The following is a 23,868-nucleotide window of genomic DNA, read 5'->3' on the forward strand; positions in this document are numbered from 1 at the left end:
TCACAATTTTGATTATTAAAATGTCAATTTGAGAAGTTTTTAGCTACAATAAAACCTCCAGTCCATGCATTTTGAAAGTTAAAGCCTCCGGTAATGGCATCTATATTCAGAATTTCGCCAGCAAAATATAAATCAGGCAGGATTTTACTTTCCATTGTTTTGAAATTGATTTCTTTTAAATCGATTCCGCCGGCTGTTACAAATTCCTCTTTAAATGTACTTTTTCCATTAACCTGAAACTGACCATTAACTAATTGTTCCGCCAAATCATTGAGCTGTTTACGGGATACATCCGCCCATTTGGTTTCGACCGAAATACCCGATGCCGTCGCCAGACTTTCCCATAAACGATTCGGAAAATCAAACGGTGATTTTTTCACCACAATCTTTTTAGCATGTTCGGTTTTCAACTCGCGAAGTAACTCGGCTGTTTCTTCAAAATCTTTATCATTTAACCAGTTCACTTGTAGTACAAACTGGTAATTTTTAGCAAAAAGTTCGCGTGCTCCCCATGCTGAAAGTCTTAAAATGCCGGGGCCACTCATTCCCCAATGCGTAATCAGTAACGGACCGGAAGCATTTAAACGGGTATTTTTCACCTTTATGGTAGCCATAGCCGACACTCCCATCAAGTCTTTAATTCTGGGATCTTTAATATTAAAGGTAAAAAGTGACGGTACCGGCGCTATAACAGAATGTCCTAGTGCCTGCAACATTTCCCACATTTTAGGATTACTTCCCGTAGCCATTACAATTTTTGAAGTCTTATAATGTTCTTGTGTCGTCTCGATCTTCCAATATCCTTCTCCCTGAAAGAGCGATTGTACACTTTGCCCCGTCAACACATCAATTCCGAGTTTTTTAGTCGCCAGTTGAAAGCAATCAATAATCGTTTGCGAACTATCACTTACCGGAAACATTCTTCCGTCTTCTTCAATTTTAAGCTCCACTCCGTGCTTTTCAAACCATTCGATCGTATCACCCGAACAAAACTGATGAAAAGGTCCTTTTAATTCTTTTTCTCCGCGCGGATAAAATTTAACCAGCTCATTCGGAATAAAACAGGCATGCGTAACATTACAGCGTCCGCCACCGGAAATTCGCACTTTAGAAAGTACTTCTTTCCCGCGTTCCAGGATCGCTATTTTTACTTTCGGATTGTTTTCGGCAATGTTGATGGCTGTAAAGAAACCAGCCGCTCCACCACCTATTATAATAACATCGTAGTTTGCGTTCATAATCTGTTTGGAAAATCGGAAATTATACCATCTACACCTAAGGCCTTTACTCTTCGGATATCTTCTTCTTCATTAACGGTCCATGTAAAAATCGAATACCCCTTTGCGTGGGCTTCCTTACAATTATCTTCCGTTAATAAGGAGAAATGCGGGTGTATGGCTTTTGCCGAAAGTTGCTCCGCCCAATCTATCGCCTGTTCTACACTGGCTTGAGAAAGTACTCCGATCGGAATTTCCGGATTTTGCTTTTTTATTCGTTTTAATTCTTCTTTCTGAAAACTGGAAACAATAAATTCATCGTACGTCCAGCTTTTTTCATCAACATACTTTTTAATCAGTTCGGCTACCGGCTCGGCTGTTCCGTGTCCTTTTAATTCGATATTCACCCAACATTTTCCGGCGACAAGATCTAATACTTCTTCAAGCAGCGGAATTCGGTACAACTCCTCTACTTTTAATTTTTTCAGTTCCGAAAGCGTATATTTATGTACTTCACCAAAACCGTTTGTTGTTCTGTCGACTGTAAAATCATGAAGTACCACAATTTCACCGGTAGCACAAATATGAACATCGAGTTCAATCGCATTAGCACCCAGATCGATTGCTTTCCGGAACGATTCCAGCGTGTTCTCCGCCAGAAAACCTTTTGCTCCTCTATGTCCTATTATATGTATCATCGTCGGTTCCGATTCGATTTAATCCTGCAAATATATAATAGAATTGCCTTTTACCCCGTTATTTTTATAGTACTAACATTTGAAATGTATTTTATGAGAACGGTAATTTTATTTTTTTTCACCTTATTGTTTACCATGTGCAGTACTTCCAATGTACAATATCGCGATGATTTTCGTCCGGCTTCCGAGAGTCAGAAAAAACAATTTCTTTCTGATCTGAATGCGAACAGTGACGCTTTTTCGGTTATCATCCTGACAAAAGGCTATAAAGGTGAGTTGGTGATTATTTCTAACGAAAAAAAGACGCTCTATAAGGGAACTACGATTACTAATCTAAACAACGGGATTGCACATTCTTTACGAATTGACAATTCGCTACCGACAACAATTACCGACAAGATCAGCAATAAGGAAGTCATTATTGAGCCTAAAAAGGCTAAGCAATATAAATTTATTTATATAATGAAAGACAATGCGGAGGCCAAAAATCCGTATAAAATTACGTATAGCAATACATTACGACCGATGTAAGCATTTCATAATGGGCACATTACAATCTTAAAAAGCGAATATCTTTCATTTTTGGGCATAAAAAAAGCCTCTGATTTCTCAGAGGCTTTTTTGCTGTGCGGGTGATAGGACTCGAACCTACACACCGAAGGCACCAGATCCTAAGTCTGGCGTGTCTACCAATTTCACCACACCCGCGGGACAATTCGTAAAGCGTAATTGCTTTGTTATTGTGGGTGCAAATATACGCATTACTTCTTACCATCCAAGAAAAAAATGAAAAAAATTTTGATAGTTTTTTTTGTACATTTGGCTTTCATCATATTAGCATTATAATGGATACTATTAAACAATACGTTCAGGAAAACAAAGAACGTTTTATAAACGAATTAGTTGATTTATTAAAAATTCCTTCTGTAAGTGCAGACAGCGCTTATTCACAAGATGTTATCGATACTGCCAATGCCGTTAAGGCGAGTCTGGAAAAAGCCGGATGCGATTTTGTAGAGCTTTGCGAGACTCCGGGTTACCCGATTGTATACGGTGAAAAAATGGTCGATCCGAAATTACCTACCGTTTTAGTATACGGTCATTATGACGTACAACCGGCTGATCCGATCGAATTATGGACTTCTCCTCCGTTTGAACCGGTAATCAAAACGACGGAATTACACCCTGAAGGTGCTATTTTCGCCCGTGGTGCCTGCGACGACAAAGGACAGATGTATATGCACGTAAAAGCATTGGAATATATGGTTAACACCAACAATCTTCCGTGTAACGTAAAATTCATGATCGAAGGTGAAGAAGAAGTAGGTTCCGCAAGTTTAGGATGGTTCGTAGAACGCAATCAGGAAAAACTGGCTAACGATGTAATCCTGATCTCCGATACCGGAATGATTTCGAATACACAACCTTCCATCACAACCGGATTAAGAGGATTAAGCTACGTAGAAGTGGAAGTAACCGGACCGAATCGTGATTTACACTCCGGATTATATGGTGGTGCAGTAGCCAATCCGATCAATATACTGGCCAAAATGATTGCTTCGCTTCACGATGAAAACAATCATATCACAATCCCGGGATTCTATGATAAGGTACAGGAGCTTTCAGCAGAAGAAAGAGCCGAAATGGCCAAAGCACCTTTTTCATTAGAAAACTATAAAAAAGCACTGAATATTGACGATGTATACGGTGAAACCGGATATGTTACCAATGAAAGAAATTCGATTCGTCCAACATTGGATGTAAACGGAATTTGGGGCGGTTATACCGGTGAAGGAGCGAAAACCGTTATCGCAAGCAAAGCATATGCAAAAATATCGATGCGTTTGGTTCCGAATCAGGACTGGAAAGAAATTACAGAATTATTCCAAAAACATTTCGAAAGCATTGCTCCTAAATCGGTGAAAGTAGTTGTAAAACCACACCATGGCGGCCAGGGTTATGTAACTCCTATCGACAGTATCGGTTATCAGGCAGCTGCCAAAGCGTATAACGATACTTTTGGCGTACAACCTATTCCGGTACGTTCCGGAGGAAGTATTCCGATTGTAGCGCTATTTGAAAAAGAATTAAAAAGTAAAACTATTTTAATGGGATTCGGATTAGACAGCGATGCAATCCATTCACCTAACGAACATTTCGGTGTCTTCAATTACCTGAAAGGAATTGAAACGATTCCGTTGTTCTACAAATATTTTACAGAATTAAATAAATAAGAACACGAATTCATTACATACACTTTGGATAAAAAATTTATTTCTGAAGTCCTAAAATCGGGAGGAACTATTGGTGCTTTGTCACCTAGTTCCTCCTTTTTGGCTAAAAAAATGCTACGCCCTATTCGTTTTAATAAGGCACGATGCATTGTGGAATATGGTCCGGGTACCGGCATATTCACTCTAAAATTACTCGAAAAACTACACCCGGAAGGAAAACTACTGGTTTTTGAGGTTAACAAAGAATTTTCTGAATCTCTAAAACAAATTAACGATCCCCGACTGATTGTAATTAATGACAGTGCCGAGAAAATAGAATCCTACTTAAGACAACATAATTGTCCTCATGCCGATTTTATTGTTTCCTCACTTCCTTTGACTGTTTTGCCTGAAAATATGGTTCATAATATATTGATCAATTCAAAATATTGCCTTTCAGATTCCGGTGCGTTTATTCAGTTTCAATATTCCTTAAAACTAAGGTCAAAACTAAACAGCATTTTTCCCCGGGTAAAAATCCGCTTTACTTTTTTCAACATTCCTCCTGCTTTTGTCTTTATTTGCAGGAAATAAATTTCTATTTCGAATCGCTTTCCGGTTCATCGCCATCCTTATAAGTTAAAATATATCAGCATTTTACAACATTATATTCTTTTTGGCGTTAAATTTGCATCATCATCAATCAAAATCATCAATCATGTTAAAACGTTTTTTTATTCTGTGCTCCGGTGCAGATCAAAACCTCATCGACTCCTGTAGTAACGGCGAACAAAACAAATATGCCGGAATAGGAGCCACCGTATTTTTCACAGCCATAATGGCGTTTATTGCCAGTAGCTACGCGCTTTACACCGTTTTCGACAATGTTTATACGGCCGTTTTTTTCGGTATTGTCTGGGGTTTACTTATTTTCAACCTGGATCGTTTTATTGTTTCGACTATCCGGAAACGAAACCGCTTCTGGAGCGAATTTCTACAAGCTACCCCGCGAATCATTCTGGCAATGATCATTGCAATTGTAATCTCCAAACCTCTTGAAATCAAAATATTTGAAAAGGAAATCAATACGGTTTTATTAAAAGAAAAAAATGCAATGGCACTCGCAAATAAAAAAGAAGTAGCCAATTACTTTCAGACGGATCTTACCAAAAACCAAGGCGAAATCGACAATCTGAAATCGGAAATCCTTAAAAAGGAAAAGGAGGTTAACGACCTTTATTCGACTTACATTACCGAAGCTGAAGGAACTAAAGGTACTCTAAAATTAGGTAAAGGTCCGGTTTATAAAGAAAAACGCGAAAAACACGATGCTGCTTTAAAAGCGCTAGATACATTGCGAAAAGTCAACCTGGCCAAGATTACCGAAAGAGAGGCCAAAGCAAAAACACTTCAGGCCGATCTGGATAAAAAAGTAAGTGACACCCAACCGGTTATTGATGGGTTCGACGGTTTAATGGCGCGTATTAATGCATTGAATAAGCTACCAAGCTTACCGTCGTTGTTTATCATGCTTCTATTCCTTGCAATTGAAACATCACCTATTATTGCCAAATTATTATCAGCCAAAAGCGAGTATGACTTTAAGCTGGAAGATTCTGAAATGGCTCTGAAAACGATATTGGAACAAAACAATCATCAGAGAGAATTACAACGCACTACCGATGCCGGAATTTATGATGATGTATATGCCGAGATACGACAAGATCGCGGACTTTACGATTATAAAAAGAAAAAAGCGATCGAACTATTGGAAATGCAAGCCGACAGTTTTTCGGAAAAACAGAAAAAAGTACTTTAATAAAAAAGCTCCGTTTAAAACGGAGCTTTTTTATTATTCAGCAGAATCTATTCGGATTGACATCCAGGAAGCTTCAAGGATTAAATCATCCCCAACATATGCTTTTCCGGATTGTTTGATTATTTTTTCACTCATCCGCAGAATTTCAATAACATATTTTACCTGATCACCATATGTAACGCCTTTATAAAACTGGGCGCTTTCAATCTGAGCCAAAGCAAATACACCTTTCGAAACGCCTAACATTCGTACGCCTGCTCCGCCACATTGCGCCATCGATTCGACCAGAATGGTTCCCGGAACAAATAGCATTTCAGGAAAACTTCCTTTTATAAATACATCGGTATCTTTTTCAAAAGTATAAACTCCGATAATTTCTTTTTCGTTTGCTGAAAGCACCTCATCTACAAACAGGAACGGTGCCCGATGCGGAATTAATTCTTCTACGTTTTTATTTCCTTCCATACTACAATGGTTTTACAGATAACTTAAAATTTCTTTTTTTAGAGTATCGTATTCTCCTTGCAGAATCAATCCGTTATCCAACAGTTTTTTATAATTCTGTAGTTTTTCAAAAAGTTCTTCTTTTGTCAATTCACTCAGTTTTTTATCACCGGATGATGTTGGTGTTGGTGCCGGTGCCGGTGTTTCAACAACAGGCTCCTGATAGCTCACCGGATTAGCCGGAATTATTTCTGCAAAACTGGTTACTTCTTCTGCTTCAACTTCTTCTATTTCTTCAACAACCGGTTCGGCTACCGGAATTTCTTCTGCAACCGGAGTTGGCTGAATCGGAGCAACCGGAGCCGCTTTTAAAGCATCCATTTGCTCTTTAGCAAAGGTGTATAATTTTCGTGCCTGATTTTTCGGAATATAATCAATTGAGATCGTCAGATCGCTTTTGGTCGCAAAAGAGAATTCAGAGCCTAAAATATTTTCTTTTACAAATGCTCCTGCTATATCATCCCAGTCATAATCTACAAAATCCATAGACAATCCCAGATTTTTCGGACGACACATAATAACCCGTTTATTGGTCAGCACAATACTGTCCGGAAATACCGTGATTGCCGGTTTTTTCTGAACACCGATATAACCTACTTCTTCATTCTTCATCAACAAATCCTGTAATTTGGAAGTGATTTTCTCAATCGCTTTCGGATCCTGGTCTTCGTTTAAAAACTTTTTAATTTGATCTTTCATATTTTTTTATCCTTTCAGCTTATGCTGTTTTTATTTGGTTTCTTTTTCGGGAATACAAAATTGCAAAGTCCTTTCGAATTTATCTAATTTTCCGACAGATTAATTTCGCTTTGTATTTTCTTAGTCAGGCTATTAAAGACCAGATCATACGAATGTCCTATCAATTCTCTGATAAATTTATCCGGTAATTCACTATTAACGGTTACCGTATTCCAATGTACTTTACTCATATGATATCCCGGTTTAATATCATCATATTGTGCCCGCAATTCCTGTGCCCTTTCCGGATCACATTTTAAATTTATTGACGGACTACCGTTTTCCCACTCTTTTAAAGACGAAAGCGCAAACATTTTTCCGCCAACTTTAAACACAAGAGTATCTTCGTCAAAAGGAAAATGTTCTGTTACGCCTTTTTTAGACAAACAATACTCATAATACGCTTGTATATCCATTTTATTGTGTTTTATTTTTTCCTATTATCCCCAAATGTGTATTGGAGAAACCTGTTGTATATTTCAATCCGTATCCGAAGATTCTATCCATACTGGAATGGCTGAATAAAATAATCCCGGCTAATTGAAGAACAGGATTTACTGTATATATTCCGGCAAGGTATACGAGTATTGCTACCCCTTTATGATGTGCTATATTATAGCTATAGGCTCCAATTTTATTTCCGAAAACATAGCCCAACATCGACATATCCGGCACCAATAATAGTAACGGAAACCACCACCAGGTATAATCAGTTTGCAGAAACAGAATAAAGCCGACAACAAACTGAGCCAGTTCTTCCAGTTGGATTATTTTTTTCATTGTATTTTATAAAGTATCGGTTTGCTGGGTGAAGCGTCATTTTCAAACGACGCAATCTGAATATTCAACAGATAACTTCCGTCATCAATCGTATCTTTTACAAAGATCATTTCCGTTATTGTCGCATCCAAACGGGCATCTTTATTTAAATTATCGACATCTTTTACATTCCAGAATGCTTTATGTGCCAGTAATTTCCCTTCATCATGTTCTTTATCAACACTCGGTAAATCGATTAACAAATGTTGAATTCCGATTTCCCGGATAAAGATTGCCGCGTTTTCATCCAGATAAGGCGGATTCGTATTCGAATAATTACAGGATAATTTTTCGATTTTGTTTGGCAATGTCCGGATGATAAGTGCTTCCGGCCTTTTTTCTCCCAACGCCTGTTCAATTTGCGTTTTGGTTATTACCTGATCCTCTCCCGATTCTTCCGGTTGTATAGAAATCAATTCGGCGGTAAAGAAAAATTGCTGTAACGATTGGTTGATACTGTAAAACTCACGGGTAATGTGTCCGAGGCATTCCGTGTGCGTGCCGTGTCCATGCGGATTAAAAAAGATGTTATTAAAATTAGTTGATGATTTTCCTTCGCTCACTTTTCCGATCCAGTCTCCGAAACGTACGGGTTCGATAACGGGTTTTTCAATATACCACGCAATCGGATTCTGATCCGTGTTGGTTAGCGGTATCGAAATATCGATAGGTTGTGCTAAATTGACTTCAAAATCCCATTGTTTATGACGGATGATTGCTTTCATGGCTACTAATAAGGTCTTTTATAATTTCAAATATAAACCTTTTCGCGTAGGATTTTACCTTTAGGAAGTCAATTTTAAAAAGTGTTTTTAATCTATAAAAAACAGATCGCTCGCAATTCCGTCACTAAAGAATTTACCGCTACGTGTTGTACGCAATACCGCATTTGTAAGATCCAGTTTTCCGTTATCGCGATACGGTTGTGATTCTGCTAAAAGGTAGTCTTTATATTGCAATCCGAATTCTTTTTCAATCCGGTCAAGCGATACACCCCAGATGGTTCGTAATCCGGTCATCACATATTCATTATAACGATCGGTTATCGTTAATTCTTCTATATCCGATGGCAGTTCTCCTTTTTCAATTGTTTTTAAATACAGCGTATTATTGGCGATGTTCCAACTTCGATGTACACCGTCATAACTATGAGCAGACGGGCCAATCCCCATGTACTTTTTCCCTAACCAATAGGCTGAATTATTTCGCGAAAAATAATTTTCCTTACCGAAATTAGACAACTCATAATGAACAAATCCGTTCGCTTCAAGTTGATCAACTAACAAAAGAAATTGCTCATGCGCCACAGCATCGTCCGGTTGCGAAACAATTCCCTTTTTGATAAATTGTTGTAATGCTGTTTTAGGTTCTACCGTTAAAGCATAGCTTGAAATATGCGGAATTCCGAGTTCCAATGCCTTTTTAATATTTTCCAGCCATCGCTGATTGTCCATTCCCGGTGTTCCGTAAATCAGATCAATTGAAATATTATCAAAGTATTGCGTTGCGATTTGAAGGCATTTCATTGCTTCTTCCGCATTATGAGCCCGGTTCATTAGTTTCAGGTCCTGTTCAAAAAACGACTGGATTCCAATACTTAGTCGATTAATTCCGTTTTCAGATAGTGCTATAATCTGCGCTTCCGATAAATCATCCGGATTGGCTTCTACTGTAATTTCAGGATTGGCCGCAACAGTAAAATTTTGAAATATAATATCAATCAACTTTCGGATATCAGAAATCGGCAAAATACTAGGTGTTCCGCCTCCAAAATAGATGGTCTCAACCGTTTCGTCCTTAAATTCGCTTTTGCGCAATTGTAATTCCTGTACCAAAGCCTGCACCATTTCGTCTTTTTTCTTTAGAGAAGTCGAAAAATGAAAATCGCAGTAATGACACGCCTGCTTACAAAACGGTATGTGAATATAGATTCCTGCCAAATGACTATTATTTTTTTACCCGATCTTCATTTTGTTTTACAAAAGCATCCCAACCGGAATAGCTTTTTCCGGCGGTAATTTTTCCGGAATTAAAGAAATGACAAACAGCCGCAGCCAATCCGTCGGTACTATCCAGATTTTTAGGTAATTCTTTAAGTCCCAACAACTGCTGTAACATTTTAGCCACTTGCTCCTTACTGGCATTTCCGTTACCGGTGATTGCCATTTTGATTTTTTTCGGCTCGTATTCTGTGATTGGAATCTGACGCGACAAACCGGCGGCCATAGCAACCCCTTGCGCTCTTCCGAGTTTCAGCATCGACTGTACGTTTTTTCCGAAAAACGGGGCTTCGATCGCAATTTCATCTGGGTGATGGGTTTCGATTAACTCAATTGTACGTTCAAAAATGATTCTTAATTTGGCATAATGATCATCATATTTAGACAGTTGCAATTCGTTTAACTGTAGAAATTCCATTTTTTTATTGATAACCTTTATCAAACCAAATCCCATAATCGTCGTACCGGGATCAATTCCTAATATGATGCGTTCGTTTGCCAATTTTAATTTGTTATTTTGCAGCGATGATTTCTGTATCCCACAAAGCTAAACAATTCCTGGTTCTTGTAGTCAAACTTTTGATTGTGGGAGCCGCTTTTTATTTTATTTACAATCAACTGATGCAAAACGACCGGCTCGACTGGGATAAATTCATCAATTTGATCAAAAGCAAACAATCTTTTGCCAGTTTTGCCTTTATTTTATTATTGACCTTTTTAAATCGTTTTCTGGAGATTTTGAAATGGCAAAATCTGGTTTCGGTGATTCGGAAAATAACTGTCGGCGAAGCTTCCCGACAAGTTTTAGGTGCTTTAACAGCTGCTATATTTACGCCTAACGGTATCGGAGAATATGCCGGAAAAGCGTTGTTCTTTGAAAAACCCCAAACCAAAAAGATCGTTTTCCTGAACCTTATCTGTAACGGCATACAAATGATATTAACCGTTATTTTCGGGTTATTCGGACTGCTTTATTTTAACGCTTCGTTTCAGGTAATAACACCTCAATCTGTACTTATTTTATTCGGAATACTGGTTGTTGTTATTCTACTTCTGTTTCTCGCCAAACGCCTTACCATTAAAGGTTATTCGATTGAAAAACTGATTCATAAAATCAATGAGATTCCGAAAACCGTACATCAAAAGAATGTATTGCTAGCTATAGCCCGCTATTTGGTATTTTCGCATCAATACTATATTTTGTTTCTCCTTTTTGATGTAGATCTGCCGTATTGGCTACTAATGGCTACTATCACCAGTGTTTACTTTCTGGCTTCATCGTTACCTACTTTTCAATTTCTGGATTTTGCCGTTAAAGGAAGTGTCGCGCTTTATTTTTTCGGATTATTAGGTGTAAACGAATGGATTGTGGTTTTTATCAGTACCTTGATGTGGTTTTTAAATGTCGTTTTACCGGTTGTCATCGGTAGTTATTTTGTTTTAAATTTTAAGTCACCATGGAAATCGTAATCTTGTTTTTTTGCCTGATTTTTATTGATTATCTCATTTTTATCGGCTTACTTATTTATGGTTCTTCAAAGATAAAACGCTTTGAGTCCCCTTCTGAATCCGCGCAAAAAACAACATTTTCAATTGTGGTTCCTTTTCGTAATGAAGCAGATAATCTGCCGGATTTACTTCACTCTTTAACGGCATTGACTTATTCGAAAGATTTATTTGAAATTATTTTTGTGGATGATGCTTCCGAAGACGATTCCGTTCGCATTATCAATACCTGGCGGATGGAGCATACTGCTTTTCATGTGACGATACTGGATAATGTCCGTACAACCAATGCTCCTAAAAAAGATGCTATTACACGTGCCGTCTCCATTTCAAAAAAAGACTGGATTGTGACGACGGATGCTGATTGTATGATTCCTTCCGGATGGTTGCTTACTTTCGACCGTTGTATTCAGCAACACGATTTTAAAATGATTATCGGAGCGGTTTCTTTTCGCAAAGACCCCGGATTGTTATCTCATTTCCAACAAATGGACTTGTTAAGTCTTCAAGGTGCCACTATTGGTAGTTTCGGATTAAACGAAGCTTTTATGTGTAATGGCGCTAATCTGGCTTACGACCGGGATTTATTCGCAGAATTGGATGGTTTTAAAGGTAATTCCAATATTAGTAGCGGTGATGATGTTTTTCTTTTACAAAAGGCTATCGTACGTTATCCGGAGCGTGTTTTTTATCTAAAATCAGAAGCAGCCATTGTACAAACAAAACCACTCAAAAGCTGGACATCTCTTTTTGTACAACATATTCGATGGGCTTCTAAATCGGGTGCTTATCAATCCGATTTTTCAAAAGGATTGGCTATTCTTGTTTTGTTAGCCAACTTTAGTTTATTGGTTTCCACAATTCTTTTCATTACCGGAAAAATAAGCGGACTTCTTTTAGGCATTTTTGTCGTAACAAAACTCTTAATCGACTGGATTCTGATTTTTCAAACCAACCGTTTTTTAAAAATGAAGACGACTTCGATATTGATCAGTAGTATTATTTATCCTTTCTTTTGTGTTTTGGTCGCGTTGTTTTCACTTGGCGGATCGTATTCATGGAAAGGACGGCGATTTACTCTACGTTCAAAATAACCGGAAGTACAAATTGTGTTTTTACCGGAACCCCTCTTTTAATTGCCGGATTGATTTTTGGAAAATCGACTAAGCGACTGTGTAGTATACTATCTATTTTGACCTTGTCATATGCCACACTATCTTTAGGAAACTGCGGTTCAAATTTAATTGTTGCATTGGGAAACACCGTTACTTTTACTGCAATAGTATCAATTTCCGGATATAAAATCGCAAGGGTATCAACATTGAGTTTTTCCTGTATGGTTTGTGTGAGGTATTCGAAAAAACACTGTCGGCGCTGTGTTTCATCCGTAATAGCTTCACAGGCGTCAATGGTTGGAAAGGCATCTACTTTTTTCCAATCTATCTTTTTAAGTTCTTTTTGCAACAGTTCTTCTTCTGACTTCACTTTTTTATCAGAAAACTGACAGGAAGTCATCGCAGCTATTATAAAGAATGAGAACCAGTATTTTTTCATTTTTTATTTTTCTTAAAACAGGTTTACAAATCACTGTTCTTTCTTAAAATGATAAATCGTAACTTTAAGTCGTCAAAAGTACTAAAAAAATTATGGAATACTTCTTATTGATAACGGGTTTCATTTGTATGCTGGTTGGCATTGTGGGTAGTTTTCTTCCCATTTTGCCCGGACCTCCCATTAGTTGGCTCGGATTATTATTGCTTTATCTTACCAAGGGCATTCCGTTTAGTTATTGGATTTTAGGTATTACCTTATTTATCGCAATCGTTGTCGGTATTCTGGATTATATTATTCCGGCTAAAGGCACTAAAAAGTTCGGCGGTAGCCAATATGGTGTTTGGGGAACCAATATCGGATTAGTAATCGGGTTAATCGCTCCGATTCCTTTCGGTTTTATCATCGGTCCGTTTGTAGGCGCTTTGGTAGGCGAACTGATTTACGATAACAAAGACCATCAACGTGCCGTTAAAGCCGCAACCGGATCTTTTATCGGGTTTCTGGCTTCCACTTTTATCAAATTCGTGGTTTGCATGGTTTATTTTGGTCTTTTTTTAGCCAAAGTATGGGATTATCGTCATATTTGGTTTTGATATACCCGACCGATTTTCGCCTTGACACACCCGACCGGTTTTAAAACCGGTCGGGTATGTGTTTGATTAACGTTTTGCGATTTTACTTTTTATCACTCCGTGGTTCGTATAAACTACCGCCGTATATAATCCGGCCGACAAGCTTTCAACTGATATAACTTCAGAGCTCTCCTTTTGCAATACTAATTTACCCAGCGTATCATATACTTCGATTTTTTCGACTTGTATGTTAGCCGGAATTTGGAGATTGATTGTATTTACTGTCGGATTCGGATATAGTTTTACGTTATTGATCTCCGGGTTTACAACTGACAATGTATTCGTCTGATTGATGTACAACTTTGTCAACGTTCCTAATGGCGAATTAGAACCGGCAATTACCACATCCATGTCGTTATCATTATCTACGTCTTCAAAAGCGAAAGCACTATTTGTCATTCCTATAAAAGGTGTATCCGCTACCATTGTAAATTCGGCATTTCCATTATTCAGATATAAATCGGCACGCATATTCGGGTTCCGGTATCCGGTAATTAGAATATCTTTTAAACTATCGTTATTTACATCTGCCAATTTCACGCTACCGTATTGTGCACCGATAAAAGGTGTATTACTTTTTAAAGTAAAATTTCCGCTTCCATCGTTCAGGTATAATTTTGCTACTTTGGCATATACCGGATCGGCGCCGACCATTATTAAATCCATATCGCCGTCATTATCGATGTCTTCAAAAGCAGCTCCTCCGGTAAAAACCGGTTCGATTCCCGGGTTATTCACTTTGGTAAAAATCCCGGATCCGTTATTTTTATACAGTGCCATCCGGATTTGATTATCTGATCCGTCCATTCCGGTTAACATTAAATCAGGATCACCGTCATTATCGATATCCGCCATTGCTATAGCCGGATTGATCAAATTAATTCGAGCCGGGATATTAGCATTAGCCAATGTAAAATTCCCGTTACCGTCATTAACATAAAGGTTTGTTACTGCTCCTCCCTGTGTAAGTCCGGCCATAAATAAATCCGGATCGCCGTCATTATCGATATCCTGAAATAGCACGTCACTTTGACTTACAGCTGTTAGTCCAGAATCCTGAATTTCCGTAAACAAACCGGATCCGTTATTTCGATATAATTTTACCCGCGTTCCATAGTTTCCGCTTGGCGTCACTACCTCGGTTATACCGGTAATCAGTAAATCCTGATCACCGTCACCATCAATATCTGCAAAAGCCGTGCTCCCTTCCCGGATTACCATAAGCCCGGAATTACCAGACGGAGCGAAATTCCCTTGTCCGTCATTCAGATATAAATCTGTACGCAGTAAATAACCTCCGTCAGCACCACTGATCAATAAATCTGGATTGTTATCTCCGTTTACATCAGCAAAAGTCACTGCACTATATTGTACATTGATCAAAGAAGGCATTTCTCTTATAACAAATTCCTGTGCCTTTACCGTTCCCAATGTAAGACAGAACATCCAAAACAAATGCTTTTTTATCATATTATGAATTTATTAGTATTTTATATAAAAATAAAAAACAAAAATTCATAAAAATCAAAATAAAACATGTTTCAAACAATTATAACAAATTTAATTTTCCGCTATCATTTTATTATAGCATTTCAAACCATCCTCTTTTACCTTCATCAATTTGTTCCTTTATTCTTTTTCGAACCCGATAGATTCTGGCTTCTACAGATCGTACCGAAGCATCTGTAATAATAGCAATTTCCTTAACTGAAAATCCCAGTTTTTGCATCGCACATATTTTCATTTCTTCCTCTTTTAATTGCGGTTTCAATTCTGTCAAATGCTCAAAAAAATTCAGGTGAACAATAGCAAATTGTATTAAAAACTGCGGGTCATCTTCTTTAGCCAGTTGTACGATATTTTCTATTGTAATACTGTCAACATCTTTCGCTTTCTCTAACAATTCTTCTTTTTGTTGCAAACGTAATCCGTTAAAATCTACTTCTTGTTTTTCCTCTTTTGACTTCCGTATATACCAAATAATCCTACCTATCAGGAACACTATAAAGACCACAGCAAAGAACAAGGCCGTAACCATTCCCATATTACTTTTTTTAATCTGCTGTTCTGTATTCTTTACCGCTAATTTCACAGGAAATTCACCGATACTCCCCGTAAATACATCAAGGTGGTTGTTTATTTTATGACATTCTAAAAAACACTGATCTGCTTTATCATCATGCCCTGTTTTTTCATACAGCATAGACAATTTATAATACAGCAGGCTTACTAATTCTTTCCTATTTAGTTTTTTTGCCAATGCTAAAGCTTCTTGGTAATTGTCTATTGCGGCCTTATCATTTCCTTTTGCCAGTTCCAGTCTGGCTTTATTTCTGAAAATTTTTAATTGTGCTTCAACACAATTTGTAAATGCGACCTGTTTTTCTGCTTCAGCCAAATAAATCGCTGCCAAATCATATTGTTTTTTTTCTGTACAAACCATAGCCATTCCGGAAGCAGCCAGTGAACGATTACAGTTTTTACTATATCCAGCTTTCATTTTACTAAAAGCATCATCACTTTTTTCATAAAACACTAATGCTGAATCTTGTTTTTCCGTTCGTTCATAGTAGTTGGCAAGATCCTTAAAAACACACCCTTTTTCGTAGTGCATTTTATATTGATCACGGATACTTTCTGAAAGCGTCATTGCTCTTTTAAGAAGTTTATGCTCCTGAAATTCCATTCCCAACGATTTATAACATTCCGCCTCCAGTCGGCAAACGCCACATAGCACTACATTATAACATTGTTTTCCGGCAATGGCTTCACTTTTGACTGCATATTTTAAAGCTTCATCATACTGTCCTAATAACATCATTCCTCTTCCTGACAATAGCAAACTCTTAGCCATTCCCTTTTTATAATCGATCTCACGAGAAGCATTATAACAGTCAAAACTGACAGGAAAAATTTTATTTGGATTATCTTTTTCAAACTGACCAATACTATCAAGTAAATGATCTATTTGTTTTTCCGAATATTTTTGAGAGTAGCACCATTGCGGTAAGAAAACAATCAGTCCGAATAAAAATATTTTTATCATTTTATTTTGTTTTAAAGCTCCTGAAACCATTCATACATATCTTTACCACTTGGTATTTCTAATCTTTTCCTGATTCTGTACTTTCTTGACTCTACTGCTCTCATCGAGCTTCTCGTAAAATCCGCTATTTCGGCAGTGTTAAAATTGAGTCGGATTAACGCACAAAATTTCAGATCTCCGTTAATTCTTAAATTTAATCCGATCAGTTTATCATAGAAATCCGGGTAATATTTTTTAAATTCAATAAGAAAAGCCTGGTTTCCTTCTTTAGCCAATTGCTCCAATCTTACATTATCGATATAATCCGGGGTATTTTTATCTTTTAGTTGATCAAGAGTACTGTTATTTTCTTTTAATTGATCATCAATTATTTTTTTCTCTTCTTTCAGTACGATGTATCTCTTATGAAACTGAAATAATTTAGAAGAGCCTACCAAAACAAGAATAACACATAGCATTATGATGATGAAATACCGGAAGGAGCTTTCCTTCATTTCCTGTTTTTTTTCCTCATCAAAAAAATGAATTGCTTTACTGACATTCTTTTTATACATCCGATGAATGCTATCACTGTATATCATATATTGTCGTCTGTAATACCGGCTACTATCCGTCATTTGTAAAGCCCGGCAAACAGTAAACAATTCATAATACAGTTCTTTTCTATAGGTGACCTTATGTTCCTTTTTAAGAATTTTTAATGACCTTTGAAAATATGATTTTCCGGCATTAAAATCAGCCTCCGAAGATTTTACAATTCCCTGATTATAAAAGAATTCTGCCTTTCCCAGATCATTCTTTAAAGAATCTGAAAATGCCGTTGCTTTTTTCAAATACAACTGCATTTTTTCCAAACTTTTCTGTTTCCGATAAAATGATGCTATTTTCACCAGTATAAAGAAAGTATACTGCTTTTTAAGTGGCTCTAGATTGTCTAATGAATTAAATATTTCCAGGCTTTTTCGATAGGCAACTAATGCTTTTGGTCGTGTTTCCCTATTTTCGTAATAGTTCATTCCAATATCAGCATAGATTATCCCCTCTTGGATTTCTCTGGTCTTTTCATCCGGTAGCTTATCTATATAATACAGGATTTCATCCAATGCTTTTTCAGCCCCTTCATAAAACCCTAAATAGGTCAGACATTTTGCCTTAACCCGTTTTAGTTTTACTTTATCCCAATCGTCCGGCAACGATTTTATTTTCTCTGATTTAGCTGCATATGACAATGCTTTTGCATAATTACCTTTCCTGATATAATACTCGCAAACAAATAAGGTTGCCTTAACGATTCCTTTACCATAATTAATTTGATTAGCATAAGCTAACGCTTTTAAACCTTCATCTAACGACTGGGATGGCGTAATACTGTCCAGACATAATACCCGTCTGAACATGTTATCAAATTCCACTTGCCTTTTCTGTCCGTGTATCAACTGGGACATTGCCGACAATAGTATACACAAAATTAAATTCTTCATAAAATCCCCCTAAATTATCCAATACCCATAATGACAACCTCGTTGCACATATAAAGTTCCATCATTTATATAGCAGACCAAATGTATTCATCTGGCAGATTTGGGGATAAAATGATTCGCTTTTACTAAATAATCAGCAATTATCCAGTATTTACATCGTTCATTGACAGAGTATTTTCAACGCGCAAAGTGACAAAATTAACATTTTTTACATAATATGTTACATATAAAACAACTATAACATAATCTTAATATACCTGCCAATACAAAAATTCTTATTGACGCATTGTCAATTCTCTTCTAATAACTTCACAATTGCCTTGTTCAAAAAACTATACTCTTTTCTCAATTGATCAGCGGTTAAATTCTTTCTATCACCTCTAAGACATTGCCTAACATAATATCCCGTTATGCCGTATTTTTCAGATAATCTATTAATTACAAGCACATTGTATTTGTTACACTTATTTTTTTCCATAACTTTACATATTATTTTAATTGTTTCTGATATAAAATTTTATTAACAAACTCTTTTCTAAATATAAAACAATATTCTAAAAAACACAAGAATATTGTTTAAAAACAAAAAAAATCTTATGAAGCCCATACAACGCGTAAAAAAAATAATACAATACTACAACCTTTCCATCAGCAGTTTTGAGAAGAGAACCAACATGTCAAACAACTCTATACAGACTGCGATAAAGCGAACTGCCAAATTAAAAGACGAAACACTAAACAACATTCTCACAGCTTTTCCTAACATCTCGCCCGAATGGCTTTTAACAGGAAACGGCAAAATGTTACGAAAAGAAAAGATATACCACACAACACCCACCAATAGCATAACCCATGAAAACGCCGGGAGTTATCAAACGACACAAACAAATAGTCGCGACGAAAACTCAAAATTCATCCCTCTAATTTCCGACACAACACTACTTAATATCAGACAGATTCCCTTTATTACACCGGATCATATTATAGAAGAATATCACATACCCAACCTCACAAATGCAGATTTTCTAATTACAATCAAAGGAAACAGCATGAGTCCAAAATACAACAACGGAGATCTTGCCGCCTGTAAGACCATACCAACAGACACTTTTTTACAATGGAATCACATCTACCTGATCAATACTCCACAAGGATTACTAATCAAACGGATAAAAGAGGGCAATAACCAAAACCATGTTTTACTTGTTTCGGAAAACTCAGAATTTCAACCGTTTCAGTTACATAAAAACGAGATAAACACTATCGCCATAGTCATTGGAATTATCCATTTACTATAAGAGTTTCATAATAAGAAACTATTTTACCACTGAATTTCATTTTAGTCTTAAAATCCATTCTTTCCGCTCAACTAAAGAACAATATTCACCCAATAGCAGACATTAGTTCCATATAAACACAACCTTCATTAATCCATTTATATATTTTTTATATTTTTACATATTGATGTTTTTGTTTCTAATAACAAAACAAACGCAATCTCCTCATAACAATCAACCCCAACCCCACAACAACCTATTATTTGAATCTAAACATTTTTTTTACATGAAGCCTATAGAACGCGTCAAAGAAATAATACGATACTACGGTCTATCCATCAGTGGTTTTGAAAAGAAAACACAGATGTCCAACAATTCTATTCAAATCGCCATAAAAAGAACCGCAAGCCTAAAAGACGACACGTTAAACAACATACTAAGGGCTTTTCCCGACATCTCACCGGAATGGCTTTTAACAGGGAATACGACTATGTTTCGAAAAGACAACATATATAAATCACCACCCCAACATTCCGTTACAAATGAAACCAATGAAACCTATCCACCATCGGATAAAGATGTCAATTTCGACAGTGTTTCTCTTAAAAACGCAACACTTATCCCACTAATCTCCGATACTGCTTTTGCAAAAATCAAATACAAAGCTTTGATTGCATCGGAACATATTATTGAGAAATATCATATTCCCGCATTTAAAGACGTCGACTTTCTAGTTACCGTTAACGGAAATACCATGAGTCCGAAATATAACAGCGGTGATCTGGTAGCTTGCAAAAGAGTTCCGATAGACTCCTTTTTGCAGTGGAACCGCATTTACATTATAAGTACCGCTCAAGGATTATTAATAAAAAGAATAAAGGAAGGTAAGGACGAAGATCATCTATTAGCAATCCCGGAGAACCCGGAATTCCTGCCTTTTCAACTACATAAACGCGAAATCAACGCAATCGCTATTTCTGTCGGCGTTATTCATATGGAATAACATTTCAAGATACAAAACCTAAAAAAGAAGGCCCCTCATATTGAGAGGCCTTCTTTTTTTATCGAAAGTTCAAGTCTAAAATAAAACAATCTACAGAAACACCAATCACACCCACCCAGGAGCCTTGTAATACATTATTACATCTTTTCTTTCCACTCATACATAAATTAAATTCCACCTCCATAAACCGCCGATTTTTCAAACTCTATAATACAACTTAATAGACACAAAAAAAGCCCTACATTTCTGTAGAGCTTCCTTTTTACTGGCGGTCTGGACGGGACTCGAACCCGTCTCGTCCCTTAAGACGAGATGACAGACCTATATTCTAACCTTGAAATAATCGTTCAAGAGAAGCTCGATTTAACTTCTTTAAACGCTTTTCTTCTATCAGCGCTTCTTTTTTTGTTTCATACATTTTACTATAGACCGACACCCAATCTGATGCACGCGAAGTAAACCCGCTACCTCCATTTAAATGACGCTCTAAACGCCTATCCAAATTCATTGTAAATCCTTTATAATAAACATCCAGTTCTCTCGAATAAATCACACAAACATAGTACATCTATTAAAGATACAAAAAAAGCCCTACATTTCTGTAGAGCTTCCTTTTTACTGGCGGTCTGGACGGGACTCGAACCCGTCTCGTCCTTTAAGACGAGATGACAGACCTATATTCTAACCTTGAAATAATCGCTCAAGAGAAGCTCGATTTAACTTTTTTAAACGCTTTTCTTCTATCAATGCTTCCTTTTTTGTTTCATACATTTTACTATAAACCAACACCCAATCTGATGCACGCGAAGTAAACCCGCTACCTCCATTTAAATGACGCTCTAAACGCCTATCCAAATTCATTGTAAATCCTTTATAACAAACATTCAGTTCTCTCGAATAAATCACATAAACATAGTACATCTATTAAAGATACAAAAAAAGCCCTACATTTCTGTAGAGCTTCCTTTTTACTGGCGGTCTGGACGGGACTCGAACCCGTCTCGTCCCTTAAGACGAGATGACAGACCTATATTCTAACCTTGAAATAATCGTTCAAGAGAAGCTCGATTTAACTTCTTTAAACGCTTTTCTTCTATCAGCGCCTCCTTTTTTGTTTCATACATTTTACTATAGACCGACACCCAATCTGATGCACGCGAAGTGTACTCGCTCTCTCCATTTAAATGACGCTCTAAACGCCTATCCAAATTCATTGTAAATCCTTTATAATAAACATCCAGTTCTCTCGAATAAATCACATAAACATAGCACATCTATTAAAGACACAAAAAAAGCCCTACATTTCTGTAGAGCTTCCTTTTTACTGGCGGTCTGGACGGGACTCGAACCCGCGACCCCATGCGTGACAGGCATGTATTCTAACCAACTGAACTACCAAACCAGTGCTTGATTGCGAGTGCAAATATAGAACGTTTTTCACGATTTGCAAACATTTTTTAAAGAAAAAATCATGTTTTTTATAACTCCCTGAATTTCAACATTTACAAAACTTAGGACTTAAAAAATCAAAAAAGCCCTCCGGAATCTGAGCACTCAGAAACATAGGAAAGCTTTTCATTGGTCTAACTACTAAACCTGGTACTTGCGTACCTAAACAACACAACTAATCTTAAATATTTTAAGAGGGCAAAAAAGCCTTTCTCTTCGAAAGGCTTCCTCTTTACTGGCGGTCTGGACGGGACTCGAACCCGCGACCCCATGCGTGACAGGCATGTATTCTAACCAACTGAACTACCAAACCAGTGCTTTATTGCGGTTGCAAATATACAACCCTTTTCCATTTCTCCAAATAAAATAATAAAAAAAATCAATATAATTTTACTACAATCAACCAAACTTTTGTTTTTCAACTAAATAGGTTGTCATAATTTTTTCAAATTTTTCATCGACTGATACCGGAACATACTTAATTTTATACTGTGAACAGGTATTGGCGACTTTAGCAAAATAGTCACTAACCAATTTTTCATAGTCATTTTTAACATTTTCAGCAAAAAGATTGATCTGTTCACCCGTCTCCAAGTCAATAAATTTTCGTGGAGCATTGTCAAAATCAAAACGAAATTCCGTTTTTTTATCAATTACATGAAACAAAACTACCTTGTGCTTATTGTGTTTTAAATGTTGTAATGCTTTAAAAAGACGTTCATCATCTTCCCCCTGAAACATATCAGTAAACAAAATCACCATCGATCGTCTGTGGATATTTTCAGCAATCTGATGTAAAAAAGTAATAGTATCCGTATTTTTTGATTCTTTAGGCGATTGCAAGGTTTGCTCCAGCACATTCAATAACATCCGGTGATGCCGCTCGCTTCCTTTTTCAGGAGCATAATATTCATACGTATCCGAATAAATACTCAACCCTACCGCATCCCGCTGTTTTTTTAATAAATTCATTAGTACCGCAGAAGCCAAAACGGAAAATCCGATCTTGTTTTCAAAAAACAGCTGATCCCCTTCCAGCTTCGGATAATGCATGGACGAGGAATTATCCAGAATCAAATGGCATCTTAAATTCGTTTCTTCTTCGAAACGTTTCGTATATAAACGATCGGTTTTAGCAAACAACTTCCAATCGATATGTTTCGTACTCTCGCCGGAATTATACACCTTATGCTCTGCAAATTCGGCTGAAAACCCGTGAAACGGACTCTTATGCATACCTGAGATAAATCCTTCAACAATTTGATTGGCTAAAAGCTCCAAATGCTGAAAACTGGAAATTTTTGCTATTTGATTATCAATTTTCATATTTCCAAAGATAATGAGATAATTTTTATACCTGACAGGTTTTAGAAATCTGCAAGGTATAAAAATATAAAAAGCCCTGCATAGCAGGGCTTTTTATATTGAATAATCGCAAGGATTATAATAATGCATCAATTGCATCACTGTACGTTTGCTTTGGAGCAACACCAACCTGGCGTCCTACCACTTCTCCGTTTTGGAAAACCAAAACAGTAGGAATATTACGTACTCCGTATTTTGCAGCAAACTCCTGATTAGCATCTACATCAACTTTACCGATAACCGCTTTTCCTGCGTATTCCTCGCTAAGTTGATCAATAATAGGAGCCACCATTCTACAAGGACCACACCATGCTGCCCAAAAGTCAACCAAAACCGGTTTATCTGATTTCAATACTAGCTCTTCAAAAGTAGCATCTGTTATTGCTTGTGCCATTTTATTTTCTTTTAGAATTTATTGCTACAAAAATAGCTTTTTATTTTCATTTTTATAAAATCTTCAAATCAGTTTTCATTATGCCCGGATTACTAAAATTGATTTCACATTTTTTTAAGGAATCCTGCACTATTTTTCATCTTGTCAGAAAAA

At 36.8% G+C, this 23,868-nt stretch carries 27 protein-coding genes and 3 tRNA genes; 9 read left to right on the forward strand and 21 right to left on the reverse strand.

Translation table 11 applies throughout. The features are described 5' to 3' along the window. Window positions 1-23 precede the first annotated feature (23 nt). A complete protein-coding gene (locus NOX80_RS01415; protein WP_256551558.1) occupies window positions 24-1,238 on the reverse strand; it encodes an NAD(P)/FAD-dependent oxidoreductase in 1,215 nt (404 codons plus the stop codon). Then, window positions 1,235-1,915 (reverse strand): glycerophosphodiester phosphodiesterase, encoded by a 681-nt coding sequence (locus tag NOX80_RS01420; RefSeq protein ID WP_256551559.1) that lies wholly within the window; start codon window positions 1,913-1,915, stop codon window positions 1,235-1,237. The genes NOX80_RS01415 and NOX80_RS01420 overlap by 4 nt, the downstream gene beginning before the upstream one ends. 93 nt (window positions 1,916-2,008) lie before the next feature. Between NOX80_RS01420 and NOX80_RS01425 the strand changes: the two genes are divergently transcribed. Continuing rightward, window positions 2,009-2,446 (forward strand): hypothetical protein, encoded by a 438-nt coding sequence (locus NOX80_RS01425; RefSeq protein WP_256551560.1) that lies wholly within the window; start codon window positions 2,009-2,011, stop codon window positions 2,444-2,446. 96 nt (window positions 2,447-2,542) lie between these two features. Here the strand turns inward: NOX80_RS01425 and NOX80_RS01430 are convergent. Then, window positions 2,543-2,623 (reverse strand) — tRNA-Leu (locus NOX80_RS01430). Between the two features lie 137 nt (window positions 2,624-2,760). Between NOX80_RS01430 and NOX80_RS01435 the strand changes: the two genes are divergently transcribed. The 3 genes from NOX80_RS01435 to NOX80_RS01445 all read left to right on the forward strand — a co-directional run bounded on the left by NOX80_RS01435 (window position 2,761) and on the right by NOX80_RS01445 (window position 5,947). After that, complete coding sequence (locus NOX80_RS01435; protein WP_256551561.1) at window positions 2,761-4,149, forward strand: dipeptidase; 1,389 nt, start codon at window positions 2,761-2,763, stop codon at window positions 4,147-4,149. Between the two features lie 24 nt (window positions 4,150-4,173). After that, the gene (locus NOX80_RS01440; protein ID WP_256551562.1) at window positions 4,174-4,722 is read left to right on the forward strand and encodes a class I SAM-dependent methyltransferase; all 549 of its coding nucleotides are present in this window, start codon (window positions 4,174-4,176) and stop codon (window positions 4,720-4,722) included. Window positions 4,723-4,846: 124 nt separating this feature from the next. Next, a complete protein-coding gene (locus NOX80_RS01445) occupies window positions 4,847-5,947 on the forward strand; it encodes a DUF4407 domain-containing protein (protein ID WP_256551563.1) in 1,101 nt (366 codons plus the stop codon). Between the two features lie 33 nt (window positions 5,948-5,980). Here the strand turns inward: NOX80_RS01445 and NOX80_RS01450 are convergent, their stop codons facing one another. The 7 genes from NOX80_RS01450 to ruvC all read right to left on the reverse strand — a co-directional run bounded on the left by NOX80_RS01450 (window position 5,981) and on the right by ruvC (window position 10,510). Continuing rightward, entirely contained in the window at window positions 5,981-6,412 is a 432-nt protein-coding gene (locus NOX80_RS01450) for a 3-hydroxyacyl-ACP dehydratase FabZ family protein (RefSeq protein ID WP_256551564.1), read from the reverse strand. A 12-nt stretch (window positions 6,413-6,424) separates the two neighbouring features. Beyond that, the gene (locus tag NOX80_RS01455; RefSeq protein ID WP_256551565.1) at window positions 6,425-7,150 is read right to left on the reverse strand and encodes a PH domain-containing protein; all 726 of its coding nucleotides are present in this window, start codon (window positions 7,148-7,150) and stop codon (window positions 6,425-6,427) included. Window positions 7,151-7,233: 83 nt separating this feature from the next. Then, window positions 7,234-7,605, reverse strand: coding sequence for an MmcQ/YjbR family DNA-binding protein (locus NOX80_RS01460; protein ID WP_256551566.1), 372 nt, complete (start codon window positions 7,603-7,605; stop codon window positions 7,234-7,236). 1 nt (window position 7,606) lies between these two features. Further along, window positions 7,607-7,969, reverse strand: a complete 363-nt coding sequence (locus NOX80_RS01465; protein ID WP_256551567.1) for a DUF4260 domain-containing protein — start codon at window positions 7,967-7,969, stop codon at window positions 7,607-7,609. Next, window positions 7,966-8,733 carry a cyclase family protein gene (locus NOX80_RS01470; RefSeq protein ID WP_256551568.1) on the reverse strand — a complete coding sequence of 256 codons (768 nt, stop codon included), beginning with the start codon at window positions 8,731-8,733 and terminating at the stop codon, window positions 7,966-7,968. The genes NOX80_RS01465 and NOX80_RS01470 overlap by 4 nt, the downstream gene beginning before the upstream one ends. Window positions 8,734-8,820: 87 nt before the next feature. After that, a complete protein-coding gene (gene hemW, locus NOX80_RS01475) occupies window positions 8,821-9,948 on the reverse strand; it encodes a radical SAM family heme chaperone HemW (RefSeq protein WP_256551569.1) in 1,128 nt (375 codons plus the stop codon). A gap of 7 nt (window positions 9,949-9,955) precedes the next feature. Next, window positions 9,956-10,510 carry a crossover junction endodeoxyribonuclease RuvC gene (ruvC, locus tag NOX80_RS01480; RefSeq protein WP_256551570.1) on the reverse strand — a complete coding sequence of 185 codons (555 nt, stop codon included), beginning with the start codon at window positions 10,508-10,510 and terminating at the stop codon, window positions 9,956-9,958. Between the two features lie 23 nt (window positions 10,511-10,533). Between ruvC and NOX80_RS01485 the strand changes: the two genes are divergently transcribed. Beyond that, entirely contained in the window at window positions 10,534-11,478 is a 945-nt protein-coding gene (locus NOX80_RS01485) for a hypothetical protein (protein ID WP_256551571.1), read from the forward strand. After that, window positions 11,466-12,608 (forward strand): glycosyltransferase family 2 protein, encoded by a 1,143-nt coding sequence (locus NOX80_RS01490; protein ID WP_256551572.1) that lies wholly within the window; start codon window positions 11,466-11,468, stop codon window positions 12,606-12,608. The genes NOX80_RS01485 and NOX80_RS01490 overlap by 13 nt, the downstream gene beginning before the upstream one ends. Here NOX80_RS01490 and NOX80_RS01495 read toward each other — a convergent pair. Next, window positions 12,589-13,068, reverse strand: coding sequence for a hypothetical protein (locus tag NOX80_RS01495; protein ID WP_256551573.1), 480 nt, complete (start codon window positions 13,066-13,068; stop codon window positions 12,589-12,591). The two genes, NOX80_RS01490 and NOX80_RS01495, sit on opposite strands and share 20 nt — an antisense overlap. A gap of 92 nt (window positions 13,069-13,160) precedes the next feature. Here NOX80_RS01495 and NOX80_RS01500 point away from each other — a divergent pair, with 92 nt between their 5' ends. Beyond that, window positions 13,161-13,661, forward strand: a complete 501-nt coding sequence (locus NOX80_RS01500; RefSeq protein ID WP_256551574.1) for a DUF456 domain-containing protein — start codon at window positions 13,161-13,163, stop codon at window positions 13,659-13,661. A gap of 66 nt (window positions 13,662-13,727) precedes the next feature. On the opposite strand, the gene NOX80_RS01505 is transcribed toward NOX80_RS01500, so the two are convergent. The 3 genes from NOX80_RS01505 to NOX80_RS01515 all read right to left on the reverse strand — a co-directional run bounded on the left by NOX80_RS01505 (window position 13,728) and on the right by NOX80_RS01515 (window position 18,227). Continuing rightward, the gene (locus tag NOX80_RS01505; RefSeq protein WP_256551575.1) at window positions 13,728-15,170 is read right to left on the reverse strand and encodes a T9SS type A sorting domain-containing protein; all 1,443 of its coding nucleotides are present in this window, start codon (window positions 15,168-15,170) and stop codon (window positions 13,728-13,730) included. Between the two features lie 112 nt (window positions 15,171-15,282). Beyond that, window positions 15,283-16,746 carry a tetratricopeptide repeat protein gene (locus NOX80_RS01510; protein ID WP_256551576.1) on the reverse strand — a complete coding sequence of 488 codons (1,464 nt, stop codon included), beginning with the start codon at window positions 16,744-16,746 and terminating at the stop codon, window positions 15,283-15,285. A gap of 11 nt (window positions 16,747-16,757) precedes the next feature. Then, on the reverse strand, window positions 16,758-18,227 hold the full coding sequence (locus tag NOX80_RS01515; protein WP_256551577.1) for a hypothetical protein: 1,470 nt from the start codon (window positions 18,225-18,227) through the stop codon (window positions 16,758-16,760). 596 nt (window positions 18,228-18,823) lie between these two features. Between NOX80_RS01515 and NOX80_RS01520 the strand changes: the two genes are divergently transcribed. Then, the gene (locus NOX80_RS01520) at window positions 18,824-19,525 is read left to right on the forward strand and encodes a S24 family peptidase (RefSeq protein ID WP_256551578.1); all 702 of its coding nucleotides are present in this window, start codon (window positions 18,824-18,826) and stop codon (window positions 19,523-19,525) included. A 265-nt stretch (window positions 19,526-19,790) separates the two neighbouring features. Beyond that, on the forward strand, window positions 19,791-20,507 hold the full coding sequence (locus tag NOX80_RS01525; protein ID WP_256551579.1) for a LexA family transcriptional regulator: 717 nt from the start codon (window positions 19,791-19,793) through the stop codon (window positions 20,505-20,507). A gap of 328 nt (window positions 20,508-20,835) precedes the next feature. Here NOX80_RS01525 and NOX80_RS18595 read toward each other — a convergent pair whose 3' ends face one another. From NOX80_RS18595 to trxA, 7 genes are all read right to left on the reverse strand, one after another. After that, window positions 20,836-21,075 (reverse strand): GIY-YIG nuclease family protein, encoded by a 240-nt coding sequence (locus tag NOX80_RS18595; RefSeq protein ID WP_371926069.1) that lies wholly within the window; start codon window positions 21,073-21,075, stop codon window positions 20,836-20,838. Window positions 21,076-21,188: 113 nt separating this feature from the next. Then, window positions 21,189-21,428, reverse strand: coding sequence for a GIY-YIG nuclease family protein (locus NOX80_RS01530; protein ID WP_256551580.1), 240 nt, complete (start codon window positions 21,426-21,428; stop codon window positions 21,189-21,191). 113 nt (window positions 21,429-21,541) lie between these two features. Further along, window positions 21,542-21,781 (reverse strand): GIY-YIG nuclease family protein, encoded by a 240-nt coding sequence (locus NOX80_RS18600; RefSeq protein ID WP_371926070.1) that lies wholly within the window; start codon window positions 21,779-21,781, stop codon window positions 21,542-21,544. A gap of 51 nt (window positions 21,782-21,832) precedes the next feature. Beyond that, a tRNA-Asp gene (locus NOX80_RS01535) sits at window positions 21,833-21,909 on the reverse strand. A gap of 283 nt (window positions 21,910-22,192) precedes the next feature. Further along, window positions 22,193-22,269, reverse strand: a tRNA-Asp gene (locus NOX80_RS01540). A gap of 86 nt (window positions 22,270-22,355) precedes the next feature. Further along, window positions 22,356-23,282, reverse strand: a complete 927-nt coding sequence (locus NOX80_RS01545; protein WP_256551581.1) for a DUF58 domain-containing protein — start codon at window positions 23,280-23,282, stop codon at window positions 22,356-22,358. Between the two features lie 115 nt (window positions 23,283-23,397). Beyond that, window positions 23,398-23,715, reverse strand: a complete 318-nt coding sequence (gene trxA, locus NOX80_RS01550; RefSeq protein ID WP_136404020.1) for a thioredoxin — start codon at window positions 23,713-23,715, stop codon at window positions 23,398-23,400. Window positions 23,716-23,868 lie beyond the last annotated feature (153 nt).

The sequence above is a fragment of the Flavobacterium cerinum genome (assembly GCF_024496085.1).
GTDB classification, from domain to species: domain Bacteria; phylum Bacteroidota; class Bacteroidia; order Flavobacteriales; family Flavobacteriaceae; genus Flavobacterium; species Flavobacterium cerinum_A.